Genomic DNA, 15,063 nt, shown 5'->3' on the forward strand with positions numbered 1-15,063 from the left:
CCGGCGAGGTGGTGCTGCGCCTCACCGACGTGGTGAAGACCTTCCCCGGCGTACGGGCGCTGGACGGGGTGCAGCTGGAGGTGCGGGCCGGCGAGGTGCACTGCCTGCTCGGGCAGAACGGGGCCGGCAAGTCCACCCTGATCAAGGTCCTCGCCGGGGTGCACCGCCCCGACTCCGGTCAGGTCGAGTGGCGCGGGCAGCCCGCCGAGTTCGCCAACCCGCAGGCCGCCATGCGCGCCGGCATCGCCACCATCTACCAGGAGCTCGACCTCGTCGAGGACCTGTCGGTGGCGGAGAACGCCTTCCTCGGCCACGAGCCGCGCCGGGCGGGCTTCGTGCGTCGCGGCCGGATGGCCAGCCGGACCAGGGAGATCCTCGGCCGGCTCGGCCACGGCGAGATTCCGCCGGGGCGGATGGTCCGGGCGCTGCCGGCGGCCGGCAAGCAGATCGTCAGCATGGCCCGCGCGCTGTCCCACGAGGCCCGGCTGATCATCATGGACGAGCCGAGCGCGGTGCTGGCCCACGACGAGGTGGGCAACCTGTTCCGGATCATCCGCGAGTTGACCGCGCAGGGCATCGCCGTCATCTACATCTCCCACCGGCTGGAGGAGATCCGGGAGATCGGCGACCGGGTCACCGTACTCAAGGACGGCCGGACCACCGCGGCGAACCTGCCGGCGCGCGACACCCCGACCCGCGACCTGGTGGCCCGGATGACCGGCCGCACCATCGAGTACGTCTTCCCGGACCGCCCGGCCGACTCCGGCGCGGGCGCGGAGCTGCTCCGGGTCGACGGCCTGAGCCGGTCCGGCGAGTTCGCCGACGTCTCGCTCAGCGTGCGGGCCGGCGAGATCGTCGGCATCGCCGGGCTGGTCGGCTCCGGCCGGTCCGAGCTGTTGGAGACCATCTACGGGGCACGCCGCGCGCACGCCGGGACGGTCCGGATGGCCGGGCGCGCGTTGCGCCCGGGCAGCGTCGGCGCGGCGGTACGGGCCGGCATGGGAATGGCCCCCGAGGAGCGCAAGAGCCAGGCGCTGCTGCTCGGCGAGCCGATCTACCGCAACGTCACCCTGGCCACCTTCGGCCGGTACGCCCGGCTCGGCTTCACCGACGCCGGGCGGGAGCGGGCCGAGGCGGACCGGATCGCGGGCTCCCTGGAGCTGCGCCCCCGCGACGTGCGGCGGCCGGTGCGCACCCTGTCCGGGGGCAACCAGCAGAAGGTGGTGGTCGGGCGCTGGCTGCTCGGCGACACCCGGCTGCTGCTGCTCGACGAGCCCACCCGCGGGGTGGACGTCGGCGCCCGCGCCGAGCTGTACCAGGTGATCCGCGAACTGGCCGCCCGGGGCGTCGGGGTCCTGCTGGTGTCCAGCGAGGTGCCCGAGGTGCTGGGCCTGGCCGACCGGGTGCTGGTGCTGCGGGAGGGCCGGATGGTGCGCGAGGCGCCCGCCGACGAACTGGACGAGAACACGGTGCTCGACCTCGTCATGGCGGGGTCCCTGATGGAAGGAGCAGCCGCATGAGCGAGCGTTGCCGGCTCTCCTGGTGGCGCGGCGACGGCGGCGAGGGCGCCCGGCGCAACCTGGGCCTGATCGGGGTCCTGGTGGTGCTGATCCTGATCGGCATCGCCACCCGACCCGACCTGTACGGCGACTCCGGCTGGGTGTGGAACAACATCCTCACCATCCTGAAGCTCGCCTCGGTGGTCGGCGTGGTCACCGTCGGCATGACCTTCGTGATCATCGGCGGCGGCATCGACCTGTCGGTCGGCGCGATCGTGGCGCTGGCCGGAGTCTGGTGCACCACGCTCGCCACCCAGGGCTACGGCGCGGGCGGCATGATCTTCACCGCGCTCGTCGTGGGCCTGTGCGTCGGCCTGGTCAACGGCCTGCTCGTCTCGTACGGGAGGCTGGTGCCGTTCATCGCCACCCTGGCCATGATGGTGGCCGCCCGGGGGCTGGCCGCCCAGATCTCCGGCAAGCAGACCCAGGTGTCGGACAACGCGGCGATCAACGGCATCGCCAGCACCGACCTGCTCGGCATCCCGCTGCTGGTCTACATCCTGGCCACGGTCGTGGTCGCCGGCTGGGTGCTGCTGAACCGGACGACGTTCGGCCGGCGCACCGTCGCCGTCGGCGGCAACCCGGAGGCCGCCCGGCTCGCCGGCATCGACGTCCGGCGGCACACCGTGCTGCTCTACGGGCTCTCCGGCCTCTGCTGCGGGATCGCCGCGGTCATGCTGACCGCGCAGGCCACCTCCGCCCAGGCGGAGATGGCCAACCTCTACGAACTGGATGCGATCGCCGCCGCGATCATCGGCGGCACGCTGCTCAGCGGCGGGCGGGGGACGATCGTCGGCTCCCTGCTCGGGGTGGTCATCTTCTCCACCATCACCAACCTGTTCGCCATCAACGGCCTCTCCACCGAGGCGCAGAACATGGTCAAGGGCGGCATCATCGTCGCCGCCGTCCTGGTCCAGCAGTTCCAGTTCCGCAGCCTCGCCCAGTTCCTGAGCCGCAACCGGCTCAGCACCGGCTGATCCACCGCCACCACCCCGCCGACCACCGGGCTCCACCCCGCACCCCTCGGTCGCCGTCGCACCGACGGTGGCCGGGCCCCGCACACCCTCTTTCCCTCCACCACCCCTTCTCCCAGGAGGTCGTCATGACCCAGCACAGTCGGGACCTGTCGCGCCGCCGGCTGCTGTTCGGCGGGGCCGCGCTCGGCGCCGGCGCACTGCTCGCCGGGTGCACCAGCAACGAGGCGGCGCCGACGGCGGCGCAGACCAAGGCGGCCGAGGCCGCCGCCGGCGGCAACAGCGCGCCCGGCAAGAAGGTGACCGTCGGCTTCTCGGCCCCGGCCGCCAACCACGGCTGGATCGCCGCCATCACCGCCAACGCCAAGGCCCAGGCCGGCGTGTACTCGGACGTGGAGTTCACGTCGGTCGAGGCGGGCGCGGACGCGGCGGCCCAGCGGGCGGCGCTGTCCACCCTGCTAGCCCAGAAGCCGGACGTCATCGTGGTGTTGCCGCACGACGGCAAGGAACTCAACGCGTTCGGCCTGGAGGCCATGAAGGCCGGCGTCCCGGTGGTCAACCTGGACCGGGCCTTCCCGGACGCCCGGGCCTACCGGCTCCAGATCAAGGGCGACAACTACGGCATGGGCGTGGCCGCCGCCACCTACATCGCCGAGCAGCTCAAGGCCAAGGGGGTCAGCACCCCGATCATCGGCGAGATCCCCGGCGTCGACTCGCTGGAGCTGACCCAGGAGCGGTCGAAGGGCTTCGCCGACACCCTCGCCTCGTACGGGTTCAAGGTGGCCAACCGGCGGCCGGCGGCGTTCACCGCCGACTCCGGCCAGCAGGCAGCCACCGGCCTGCTCCAGGCCCTGCCCAAGATCGACGCGGTCTGGAACCACGACGACGACCAGGGCATCGGCGTGCTCGCCGCCGTCAACCAGACCGGCCGCAAGGAGTTCTTCATGGTCGGCGGCGCCGGCTCGAAGAAGGCGATGGAGGACATCCTGGCCGACAAGACGGTCCTGAAGGCCACCGTCACCTACAGCCCCTCCATGGCGTCCTCGGCGATCTCGCTGGCCCGGCTCATCGGCCAGGGCAGGGGCATGTCCGACCTGGTGGAGCTCCAGGTGCCCAAGGAGATCGTGCTCGCCTCCGAGACGATCACCAAGGAGAACGCGAGCAACTACCTCAAGCTCGGGTTCTGACACACGGGGGGAGACCCACCTTGTCCACTCACCACAGTCACCTGCGGGTCGGCATGGTCGGCTACGCGTTCATGGGCGCGGCGCACTCACAGGCGTGGCGCACCGTGAACCGGGTGTACGACCTGCCGGCCCGGGTCCGGATGTCGCTGGTCTGTGGCCGGGACACCGCGAAGGTGGCCGCCGCCGCCGACCGGCTCGGCTGGGAGGCGCACACCACGGACTGGCGGCGCCTCGTCGAGTCCGACGAGATCGACGTGGTCGACGTCTGCACGCCGGGCGACAGCCACGCCGAGATCGCGCTCGCCGCCCTGGCCGCAGGCAAGCACGTGCTCTGCGAGAAGCCGCTGGCCAACACGGTGGCCGAGGCCCGGGCGATGGCCGCCGCCGCGGAAACCGCGCGGGCGTCGGGGGTACGGTCCATGTGCGGGTTCAACTACCGCCGGGTCCCCGCCGTGGCCATGATGCGGCGGCTGATCGCCGACGGCCGGCTCGGCACCGTCCGGCACGTCCGGGCGGCATACCTTCAGGACTGGATCGTGGACCCGCAGTTCCCGCTGGTCTGGCGGTTGCAGCGGGACAGGGCGGGCTCCGGCGCGCTGGGCGACATCGGCGCGCACATCATCGACCTGACCCAGTTCGTCACCGGTCAGCGGATCACCGGGGTCAGCGCGGTCACCGAGACGTTCGTCAAGGAGCGTCCGCTGTCGGCGGCGTCGAGCGGCCTGGCCGCGCAGGCCACCATCGGCACCGGCCCGGTCGACGGCCACGGCCCGGCCACCGGCACGGTGACCGTGGACGACGCGGCGGTCTTCGTCGCCCGGCTCGACGGCGGGGCGCTGGCCACGTACGAGGCGAGCCGGTTCGCCACCGGGCGCAAGAACGCGCTCCGGGTGGAGATCAACGGCTCGCTCGGCACCGTGGCCTTCGACCTGGAACGCCTCAACGAGCTGGAGTTCTACGACGCCACCCGGCCGGCCGCCGAGCAGGGCTTCACCCGCATCCTGATGACGGAGGAGGACCACCCGTACATGTCGGCGTGGTGGCCGCCCGGCCACATCATCGGCTACGAGCACTCCTTCACCCACCAGATGCGGGACTTCGTCGAGGCGATCGCCACCGGCGTCGACCCGGCGCCCTCGTTCGCCGACGGGTTGCAGGTCCAGTTGGTGCTGGACGCGGTGATCCGCTCGGCGGAGCTGGGCTCCTCGTGGACGGACGTGGAGCCGACGCTGGAGGCGGTCCCCGCCTGAGCCCGCCCCGGCGGAGGCGGCCCGGGTCGCCACCGCCGAGGCGCACCGGTGACAGCCGTCCGCCGGTGGAGGAACCGCGGTGGCGGCGCGTGCCGTCGCCACCGCCCGAGAGGCTTCCGGACCGACCGGCGAGGGACCCGCCGCGGTTGCGCCCCGCGGCGGGGACGAGGTCGGCTCCGGATGGCGTGCGACGGCGGGCCTCGGCCCGCCGCCGCGCGAGGGCAGGACGGCCGTCCGGTGCGGCCGGACCGGGATTCCCCGGCCGCACCGGAGGCCGCGCACCACGGCACCACGCACAGGCACAGGCACCACGCACCAAGCACCACGCACCACGGACGCGGGGGAGGCAGGGGCGGGACGCCGACCGGCCCTGCCTGCCAGCCCCGCCCGTCCCGCCCGTCCCGCCCGTCCCGGGTGCCGTCCGGTGGCGTCGTCGTGGGTGAGGGCGGCGTGGGGGGAACTTTTGCCGACCCGAGCGAAAGTTCAGGTCGAGTGGTCAGAAGGTATGGACACAGTTGATTCACGGACATTAATGTCCGGGTATCGCGATGGTGTATCCCCCCGCTACGGCATCCGGCGCGACGGCGCGCGCTCCGCCCTGGCAGTCATCCGTCAGGAAGGGACCGCACAACCATGCCCATCAAGGACACAACCACCCACCAACCCCGACGGTGGCCCGCAGCCGCCGCTCTGCTGCTCGTCGCCGCTGCCGGCGCGGTCGGCCTCGGCACCGGCCCGGCCGCCCTCGGCGGCCCCACCCCGGCCGCCGCGCACGTGATCAGCGGCAGCGACTTCCAACAGGTCGAGCTGGCCCGGGGCGTCGCGGAGACCGGCGAGCCGATGTCCCTGGCCGTGCTGCCGGACCGGTCGGTCCTGCACACCGCCCGCAACGGCACGCTGCGCCGCACCGACGCCGCCGGCACCACCACGGTCGTCGGCACCGTGGCCGTCTACAACCACGACGAGGAGGGGTTGCAGGGCGTCGGGGTCGACCCGAACTTCGCCACCAACCGACACATCTACCTCTACTACGCGCCGCCGCTGACCACCCCCGCCGGGGACGCCCCCGCCACCGGCACCGACTTCTCCGCCTGGCAGGGCGTCAACCGGCTGTCCCGGTTCGCCCTGAACACCGACTTCACCGTCAACCAGGCGAGCAGGGTCGACGTCCTGGACGTCCCGGCCGACCGGGGGATGTGCTGCCACGTCGGCGGGGACATCGACTTCGACGCCGCCGGCAACCTCTACCTGTCGACCGGCGACGACACCAACCCGTTCGACTCCGCCGGGTACGCCCCGATCGACGAGCGGACCAACCGCAATCCCGCGTACGACGCGCAGCGTAGCGCCGGCAACACCAACGACCTGCGCGGCAAGATCCTGCGGATCAAGGTCAACACGGACGGGTCGTACTCGATCCCCGCCGGGAACCTGTTCGCGCCCGGCACCGCGAAGACCCGCCCCGAGATCTACGCGATGGGCTTCCGCAACCCGTTCCGGCTCAGCGTCGACAAGGCCACGGGGATCGTCCACCTCGGCGACTACGGGCCGGACGCCGGCACCACCAGCGCCACCCGGGGCCCCAGCGGCCAGGTCGAGTTCGACCGGATCACCGGCCCCGGCAACTACGGCTGGCCGTACTGCACCGGCACCAACACCGCCACCGAGACGTACAACGAGTGGGACTTCGCCGCCGGCACCGGCGGGGCCAAGTACGACTGCGGGGGAGGGCCGACCAACAACTCGTTCCGCAACACCGGCCTGGGCAAGCTGCCGGCCGCGAAGCAGTCCTGGATCCGGTACGGCGGCGACGCCGGCACCCCGCCCGAGTTCGGCGGCGGCTCCGAGTCCCCGATGGGCGGCCCGGTCTACCGGTACAACGCCGCCTCCACCTCGACGACGAAGTTCCCGCAGTCCTTCGACGGGCAGTTCTTCGCCACCGAGTTCGGCCGCGGCTGGATCAAGCCGATCCACGTCAACGCCGACGGCTCGCCCGGCACCATCGACGCCTTCCCGTGGACCGGCAAGCAGGTGATCGACTCGGCCTTCGGCCCGGACGGCGCGTACTACGTGCTCGACTACGGCACCGGCTACTTCAACGGCGACGCCAACTCCGCCCTCTACCGCTTCGACCACATCGGCGGCGGCAACCGGGCCCCCACCGCCCGGGCGGGCGCGGACCGGACGTCCGGGGTGGCCCCGTTGGCCGTGAACTTCTCCTCGGCCGGGTCGACGGACCCCGACGGCGGGGCGCTGACCTACGCGTGGGCGTTCGGCGACGGCACCACCTCCACCGTTGCCAACCCGGCCAAGACGTACACCGCGAACGGGACGTACACCGCCACGCTCACCGTGCGGGACCCCGAGGGGGCCACCGGCAGCGCCGGCGTCACCATCACGGTGGGCAACACCGCCCCGACGGTGGCCGTGAACAGCCCCGGCAACGGGAGGCTCTTCTCCTTCGGCGACACCGTGCCGTTCAGCATCAGCGTCACCGACCCGGAGGACGGCACGATCGACTGCGCGAAGGTCAAGATGACCTACGTGCTCGGCCACGACCAGCACGGCCACCAGATCACCTCGGCGAACGGCTGCTCCGGCTCGATCGCCGTCCCCGTCGACGGCGAGCACGACGACGCGGCGAACATCTTCGCCGTCTTCGACGCCGAGTACACCGACTCGGGCGGGCTGACCACGCACACCCAGCACACCCTCCAGCCCCGGCACCGGCAGGCCGAGCACTTCAGGACCTCGGCCGGCATCGCCACCTTCGACAAGGCCACCGCCGAGGGCGGCAAGACCGTCGGCAACATCGAGAACGGGGACTGGATCGCGTTCGAGCCGTACCAGCTCGGGAACGTGACCTCGTTCAGCGCCCGGGTCTCCTCGGCCGGTGTGGGCGGGACCCTCCAGGTGCGGGCCGGCTCCGCGACCGGGACGGTGCTCGGCTCGGTCGCCGTGCCGGTCACCGGCGCGTGGGACACGTTCACCACGGTCACCGGGGAGGTCTCCGGTGCGCCCGCCGGCACCACCGCCCTGTACCTCACCTTCGCCGGCGGGGCCGGGGCGCTCTACGACGTGGACGCGTTCACCCTGGACACCACCCCCACGCGGACCGGCCCGATCAAGGGCCTGGGCGGCAAGTGTCTGGACGTGCGCAACGGCGCGTCCGCCGACGGGACCCAGGTCCAGGTCTACGGCTGTAACGGCAGTGCGGCCCAGGTGTGGACGGTGACGCCGAACAGCACGGTGCGGGCGTTGGGCAAGTGTCTGGACGTGTCGGGGGCGGGTACGGCCGACGGTACGAGGATTCAGCTGTGGGCGTGTAACGGTTCGGGGGCGCAGAGTTGGTCGGCGCGGGCCGACGGGACGCTGCGCAACGTCGGGTCGGGCAAGTGCCTGGACGTCTCCGGGAACACCTCCACCGACAGCACTCCCGTGCACCTGTGGACCTGCCACACCGGCGCCAACCAGAAGTGGACCCTGCCCTAGGCGCGAGGAAGGCCCCTACCCGACGGCCCCCGTCGGGTAGGGGATCCGGTCGACCCCACCCCGCAGCGCGAAGCCCTCAGGAGAGCGACATGCGCAGACTCCTCCGTCCCGTCCTCGGCGCGGCCACCGCGGCCCTCGCCGTCCTCGCCTGCACCACCCCCGCCACCCCGGCCTCGGCCGTCGACGCCCCGTACGACGTGCTGGTCTTCTCCAGGACCGCAGGCTTCCGGCACGACTCCATCGCGGTCGGCACCCAGGCCGTCCGCGACCTCGGCGCGGCCAACGGCTTCACCGTCACCGCCACCGAGGACGCCACCGCGTTCAGCACCGCCAACCTGGCGAGGTACGAGGCGGTGCTCTTCCTCAACACCACCGGCGACGTGCTCGACGCGACCCAGCAGGCCGCCTTCGAGTCGTACATCGGCTCCGGCGGTGGGTTCGTCGGCGTGCACGCCGCCGCCGACACCGAGTACGACTGGCCGTTCTACGGCAACCTGGTCGGCGCCTGGTTCGCCTCCCACCCGGCCATCCAGCAGGCCACCGTCAAGGTGGAGGACCGGGCGCACGCCGCCACCGCCGCGCTGCCGCAGTCCTGGCCGCGCACCGACGAGTGGTACGACTACCGCACCAACGCCCGCTCGACCGCGCGCGTGCTGGCGACCCTCGACGAGTCTTCGTACTCCGGCGGGTCGATGGGCGGCGACCACCCGCACGCCTGGTGCAAGACGTACAACGGCGGCCGGTCCTTCTACACCGGCGGCGGGCACACCCAGTCGTCGTACGCCGAGCCGGCCTTCCGCTCCCACCTGCTCGGCGGCATCCGGTACGCGGCCGGCCGGGCGAAGGCCGACTGCCGGCCCGAGACCGGCTACAGCCCCCTCTACAACGGCTCCACCGCCGGCTGGTCCCAGGCCGGGCCGGGCAGCTTCACCAACGCCGACGCCACCCTTAACTCCGTCGGCGGGATGGGCCTGTACTGGTACAGCGCCAAGGAGTTCACCAACTACTCGCTCAAGCTGGACTGGAAGCTGGCCGGCGACGACAACTCCGGGGTGTTTGTCGGCTTCCCGCCGTCGACCGACCCGAACTCCGCCGTGAACAACGGCTACGAGGTGCAGATCGACGCCACCGACGCCGCCGAGCGCACCACCGGCGCGGTCTACACCTTCAAGTCCGCCGACCTGGCCGCCCGGGACGCCGCGCTCAACCCGCCGGGGGAGTGGAACACCTACGAACTGCTGGTCGAGGGGGAGCGGCTCCAGGTCCTCCTCAACGGGGTGAAGATCAACGACTTCACCAACACCGACCCGGCCCGCTCGCTCGCCGGCCACGTCGGCATCCAGAACCACGGCACCGGCGACGACGTCGCGTTCCGCAACATCCGGATCAGGGAACTGGGCGGCCCGCCGGGGAACACCACCGTCCAGGCCGAGGCGTACAGCGCCGCGAGCGGCGTCAGCGCGTACCCCAAGGCCGGGGCCAACGGCGGCCAGACCCTGGGGTACGTCGACCCGGGCGACTGGGCCGGCTACCACGGCCTGGACCTGACCGGGGTGACCTCGGTGCGGGCCCGGGTGGTCTCCGGCGGCCCCGGCGGGACCATCCAGTTCCGCACCGGCTCGGCCACCGGCGCCGTGCTCGGCCAGGTCGCGGTGCCCAACACCGGGAGCTGGACGACGTACGCCGACGTCAGCGCCCCGCTGACCGGGGTGCCGGCCGGCAGTCAGAACCTGTACCTCACCTTCGCCGGCACCGGCACGGGCCTGTTCGACGTCGACGACGTGACCCTGATCCGGTCGTCGACCCCGACGAACGGCACCGGCCCGATCAGGGGCCTGGGCGGCAAGTGTCTCGACGTGCGCAACGGCGCGTCCGCCGACGGGACTCAGGTCCAGGTCTACGGCTGTAACGGCAGTGCGGCCCAGGTGTGGACGGTGACGCCGAACAGCACGGTGCGGGCGTTGGGCAAGTGTCTGGACGTGTCGGGGGCGGGTACGGCCGACGGTACGAGGATTCAGCTGTGGGCGTGTAACGGTTCGGGGGCGCAGAGTTGGTCGGCGCGGGCCGACGGGACGCTGCGCAACGTCGGGTCGGGCAAGTGCCTGGACGTCTCCGGGAACACCTCCACCGACAGCACTCCCGTGCACCTGTGGACCTGCCACACCGGCGCCAACCAGAAGTGGACCCTGCCGTAGCCGGGTGAACCGAGGTGGTGGGAGGGGCCCCGGCCATCGGCTGAGGTCCCTCCCCGCGCCAGGAGCGCCGCCGCCCCCGCCCCGGTGGGAATTCACGGCCCGCGCCGAGCTGCCCGCCTCCGAGGAGGAGGCCGGATGACGGGCGGTGGCCCCTTCCTAACCGGTCGGGGCCGCCCTAGAGTGAGGTCGGCGACCGTGCGCGGTGGCCGGTGACCCGGCGGGAGGCGCAACCCGCTGGGCCCAGGCGCTCGCCCGCGCCCACCGGCACCCCGGCACGTCCGCCACGCACCGGCCCGGCCGGTCGCCCTCGCCCCGGTCCCGCACGCGGAATCCCCATCACCCAGGGGAGTAGGACAATGGCGCGACCCATCACACTCTTCACCGGCCAGTGGGCCGATCTTCCGTTCGACGAGGTCTGCCGGCTCGCCTCCGAGTGGGGCTACGACGGGCTGGAGATCGCCTGCTGGGGTGACCATTTCGAGGTCGACAGGGCGCTCGCCGACGACTCGTACGTCGACCGGAAACGGGAGACCCTGGCGAAGCACAACCTGAAGGTCTTCGCCATCTCCAACCACCTGGTCGGCCAGGCAGTCTGCGACCACCCGATCGACGAGCGGCACCAGGACATCCTGCCCGCCCGGATCTGGGGCGACGGCGAGCCCGAGGGGGTCCGCCGGCGGGCCGCCGAGGAGATCAAGGACACCGCCCGGGCGGCGGCGAGGCTGGGCGTGGACACGGTCGTCGGCTTCACCGGCTCGTCGATCTGGCACACCCTGGCGATGTTCCCGCCGGTGCCCCCGGCCATGATCGAGCGCGGCTACGCCGACTTCGCCGACCGGTGGAACCCGATCCTCGACGTCTTCGACGAGGTGGGGGTCCGGTTCGCCCACGAGGTCCACCCCAGCGAGATCGCGTACGACTACTGGACGACCAAGCGGGCCCTGGAGGCGGTCGGGCACCGGCCCGCGTTCGGGCTGAACTGGGACCCGTCGCACTTCGTCTGGCAGGACCTGGACCCGGTGAACTTCATCCTCGACTTCGCCGACCGGATCTACCACGTCGACTGCAAGGACGCGAAGGTACGCACCGGCGACGGCCGGCGCGGCCGGCTCTCCTCCCACCTGCCCTGGGCGGACCTGCGTCGGGGCTGGGACTTCGTCTCCACCGGCCACGGCGACGTGCCATGGGAGGACTGCTTCCGCGCGCTCAACGCCATCGGGTACGCCGGCCCCATCTCCATCGAATGGGAGGACGCCGGGATGGACCGCCTCGTCGGGGCGCCCGAGGCGCTCCAGTTCGTCCGCAGGCTGGCCTTCGACGCCCCGGCCGCCGCGTTCGACGCGGCGTTCAGCAGCAGCCGGGACTGAGCCGTCCACCCGTCGGCCGGGCCGGGCGTCACGGGGCGTCATGGAACGCGGCCGGCGGGGGCGGGGCGTCACAAGTGCGGCGGGCGGCGACATCGCTGATCGGCCGGGCCACGCCCAGCACGCCGGGGCCCGAGCCGCGAAACAGCAGACGGGCCGGTCGCCCGAAGGCGGCCGGCCCGTCGTCGTACGGTCTGTCAGTCGATCAGAGCGCGCTGCCGTTGGTCCCCGTGCCGGACGGCTTGGGGCGGGCGGCGGTGCTCGGGGTCGGCCCCGCCGGGGCGGTGCCGGACGAGCTGTTGCCCGCCTTGGCGCCGACCGTGGACGGCGTGCCGGCGTAGGGCTTGTCGGCGGCGGTCAGGTCCTGCGTGCCGTTGCCGTTGAGCTTCTCACCCAGCTTGGACTGGCTGAGCTTGTCCTTGCCCTCGCTGTAGAGCCGGTTGGCCTGGGCCTGTGCGACCCCGGCCGCCTCCTGGACGGTCGGGTGGTCGAGCACCTTGCGGCCCCGGACGACGAGCTCCTCGTACTTCTCCCGACCGGCACGGGCGCCCAGGACGAATCCCGCAGCCAGCCCGCCAAGAAACATCATCTTTCCGCGCATGGCGGCTCCTTCCGTACCTGACGCGCCATCGTCTCCCCGGGGCGGACCCCGTGGCGATCATCTCGCGCCTGTCTTCTCTGTCGACAGCTAACTACCCATCCTCCTCCGTGCTCATACCTGCTTGTGCCAGGATGGCGAATTGTCTGGTTGCGGGGTGTCGCCGCAGGCTCCCGCCCGCTCGGGCCGGTCCGGTAACCCCCTGGACCAAACCCCCCGTGAGTCCTGTATTCTTGTGCCGTCGCCGGGCACCGGAAGGTTCAGGGCCAGGCGGCAAGCGGTCCCCCGTAGCTCAATTGGCAGAGCAGCCGGCTGTTAACCGGCAGGTTTTTGGTTCGAGTCCAAACGGGGGAGCCAAGTTCAACACCAGCGCCCGCCGGCTTCGCCGGCGGGCGCCTCCGTCTCCCCCGCCCCACCCCCGTCCTGGGCGGTGATGGGGCGGTCTTCGGCGGAGTTGCGCGCCATCGGATCGGCCCCCTCGTGCGGGCTGCGGGCTGTTATCCTCGCGTAGCCCATCGTGCTGGATCATTGATGGTCCGTCCGGTTGGCGGATGGCGCTGTTTCGCGGTGGCCGGTGATCCACCGCACGGGTTACGATCCGGCGCGGTAGCGGGGCGGTAGCTCAGCGGGTTAGAGCAGTCGACTCATAATCGATCGGTCACGGGTTCGAGCCCCGTCCGCCCCACCGACAGAGCCTGAGCTGGGAAAACGTTGAACTGATCGGGCGGTACACGAACCGCGTCGCTCACCCGCCGTCGAGTTGCTCGCGTACCGGAGCGGCGATGCGGGCGAGCGCGACACCGAGTTGGCGTTGCTGAGCAGCGCTGAGTGGTTCGAACACCAGTCGCCTGACCTGTTCGACGTGAGCCGGGGCGCTGTCCTCGACCTTCTGCAGACCGGCGTCAGTCAGGGTCGCGAGGGTGTATCGGCCGTTGTCCGGGTCCGGGTACCGGGTGACCCACCCCTGCCGCTCGAAACGGACCATCAGCTTGGACAGCCGGGGCTGGGTGCTGTTGCACTGCGCGGCGAGGTCGCTGAGCCGCATCGTGTGCGTCTCGGTCATGGACAGCCGGGCCATCACGCTGTACTCGAAGTTCGAGATGCCCTCGTCCCGCTGTAACTGGCGGTCCAGCAGCGTGGGCAGCGCGATGACCACGGTGAGCAGGTCCTGCCACAGCTTCTGCTGCTCGTCATCGAGCCATTGAGGGTAGCCGGTCATGCGCGCAGCTTACTTGACTGGGCAACCTGACGCCGAAAGGCACCTTCGCTGCTGAGGGGCAGTGGCTATCTGGCCGGAATCCTATGACGCCGCACATCTTGACTTTCCTGGGCAAGTCGGAGACGCTCGTTTAAGGTTGCCCAGGCAAGTGCGGGACGCGTGCCTGCGGCGCGGATTCGACACCACAAAACACCATGAGGAGAAGTGCCGTGAAGGCGATTCGATACCACGAGTTCGGCAGCACCGAGGTCCTGCGCCAGGAGGAGGTGGAGCGTCCGGTCCCCGGTGCCGGTCAGGTGCTGGTGAAGGTGGCGGCCACCTCGTTCAACCCCGTCGACGACCACATCCGGCTGGGTGTCCTCGCCGAGATGATTCCCACCCCGCTGCCGATCACCCCCGGCCTCGACGTCGCGGGCACCGTCGCCGAGCTCGGTGACGGAGTCAGCGGGCTGCAGGTGGGCGACCAGGTCATCGCCATGTTTCCGCTGGACGTGCACGGAGGGTCCGCCGAGTACGCGGTCGTGGCGGCCGACCTGGTGACCGCCGCTCCGCGCAGCATCGCGTTGACCGACGCCGCATCACTCCCCCTGGCCGGGCTGGCCGCTCGCCATGCTGCCGTCGAGCTGGCCGGGGTCAAGGCCGGCCAGACCGTGCTGGTCAACGGGGCGGGCGGTGCGGTGGGCAGCATCGTGGTCCAACTCGCGGTCGACGCCGGTGCCAAGGTGACGGCTGTCGACGGCCCTCAGCACGCCGACCGCCTGAACGGCTACGGCGTGGAGAAGGTCGTCGGCCCGCTGGACCTCGACGCGGGCCCGGCGGCCGTCGGCGGCCCCTTCGACGTGGTGGTGAACCACGTTCGCCTGGCTCCCGAGGGTCTGGCGAAGCTGACACCCTTCGTGGCCGACGGCGGCATCATCGTCAGCTCCGCCGGCCCGGTGCCGGCCGACGAGGCACGTTCGGTACGCACGGCGGGCGTATGGGTCGGTCCCGACGCTTCCGGCCTGGCCGACCTCGTCTCCCGCGTGGACAACGGCACACTGAAGCTCCACGTGGTCGATCGCCGGCCGCTGGAGGAGTTGCCGGCCGTGCACCAGGATGCGAGCAACGGCAAGCTGCTGGGCAAGACGGTCATCGTGGTCTCCTGACACCACGCCACGCCACGTCAGCGTCCACCATCGAGGCCCCTCTTCGGTGGGCGCTGACATCCGCGGGGCGTCACGGAATA

The 15,063-nt window shown here is 71.7% G+C and carries 10 protein-coding genes and 2 tRNA genes; 10 read left to right on the top strand and 2 right to left on the bottom strand.

The window, feature by feature from the left end:
* The first annotated feature begins 8 nt into the window (after positions 1-8).
* The 7 genes from GVV04_RS27515 to GVV04_RS27545 all read left to right on the top strand — a co-directional run bounded on the left by GVV04_RS27515 (position 9) and on the right by GVV04_RS27545 (position 12,024).
* Positions 9-1,520, top strand: coding sequence for a sugar ABC transporter ATP-binding protein (locus GVV04_RS27515; protein WP_328822613.1), 1,512 nt, complete (start codon positions 9-11; stop codon positions 1,518-1,520).
* On the top strand, positions 1,517-2,536 hold the full coding sequence (locus tag GVV04_RS27520) for an ABC transporter permease (RefSeq protein ID WP_161691894.1): 1,020 nt from the start codon (positions 1,517-1,519) through the stop codon (positions 2,534-2,536). The genes GVV04_RS27515 and GVV04_RS27520 overlap by 4 nt, the downstream gene beginning before the upstream one ends.
* A gap of 125 nt (positions 2,537-2,661) precedes the next feature.
* The gene (locus tag GVV04_RS27525) at positions 2,662-3,720 is read left to right on the top strand and encodes a substrate-binding domain-containing protein (protein ID WP_161691895.1); all 1,059 of its coding nucleotides are present in this window, start codon (positions 2,662-2,664) and stop codon (positions 3,718-3,720) included.
* A gap of 53 nt (positions 3,721-3,773) precedes the next feature.
* Positions 3,774-4,970, top strand: a complete 1,197-nt coding sequence (locus GVV04_RS27530) for a Gfo/Idh/MocA family protein (RefSeq protein ID WP_201754279.1) — start codon at positions 3,774-3,776, stop codon at positions 4,968-4,970.
* Positions 4,971-5,603: 633 nt separating this feature from the next.
* Complete coding sequence (locus tag GVV04_RS27535; protein ID WP_161691897.1) at positions 5,604-8,462, top strand: RICIN domain-containing protein; 2,859 nt, start codon at positions 5,604-5,606, stop codon at positions 8,460-8,462.
* Between the two features lie 89 nt (positions 8,463-8,551).
* The gene (locus GVV04_RS27540) at positions 8,552-10,657 is read left to right on the top strand and encodes a ThuA domain-containing protein (protein ID WP_161691898.1); all 2,106 of its coding nucleotides are present in this window, start codon (positions 8,552-8,554) and stop codon (positions 10,655-10,657) included.
* Between the two features lie 356 nt (positions 10,658-11,013).
* Positions 11,014-12,024 carry a sugar phosphate isomerase/epimerase family protein gene (locus GVV04_RS27545; protein ID WP_161691899.1) on the top strand — a complete coding sequence of 337 codons (1,011 nt, stop codon included), beginning with the start codon at positions 11,014-11,016 and terminating at the stop codon, positions 12,022-12,024.
* A gap of 202 nt (positions 12,025-12,226) precedes the next feature.
* Here GVV04_RS27545 and GVV04_RS27550 read toward each other — a convergent pair whose 3' ends face one another.
* Entirely contained in the window at positions 12,227-12,622 is a 396-nt protein-coding gene (locus GVV04_RS27550) for a hypothetical protein (RefSeq protein WP_161691900.1), read from the bottom strand.
* Positions 12,623-12,900: 278 nt separating this feature from the next.
* On the opposite strand from GVV04_RS27550, the gene GVV04_RS27555 reads away from it, so the two are divergent.
* Both GVV04_RS27555 and GVV04_RS27560 read left to right on the top strand, forming a co-directional pair.
* Positions 12,901-12,976 (top strand) — tRNA-Asn (locus GVV04_RS27555).
* 254 nt (positions 12,977-13,230) lie between these two features.
* Positions 13,231-13,304: transfer RNA gene (locus GVV04_RS27560), tRNA-Ile, on the top strand.
* A 60-nt stretch (positions 13,305-13,364) separates the two neighbouring features.
* Here GVV04_RS27560 and GVV04_RS27565 read toward each other — a convergent pair.
* Positions 13,365-13,838 (bottom strand): MarR family winged helix-turn-helix transcriptional regulator, encoded by a 474-nt coding sequence (locus GVV04_RS27565; protein ID WP_161691901.1) that lies wholly within the window; start codon positions 13,836-13,838, stop codon positions 13,365-13,367.
* 209 nt (positions 13,839-14,047) lie between these two features.
* Here GVV04_RS27565 and GVV04_RS27570 point away from each other — a divergent pair, with 209 nt between their 5' ends.
* Positions 14,048-14,983, top strand: coding sequence for an NADP-dependent oxidoreductase (locus GVV04_RS27570; RefSeq protein ID WP_161691902.1), 936 nt, complete (start codon positions 14,048-14,050; stop codon positions 14,981-14,983).
* Positions 14,984-15,063 lie beyond the last annotated feature (80 nt).

Source organism: Micromonospora rubida (assembly GCF_009908295.1).
GTDB classification, from domain to species: domain Bacteria; phylum Actinomycetota; class Actinomycetes; order Mycobacteriales; family Micromonosporaceae; genus Micromonospora; species Micromonospora rubida.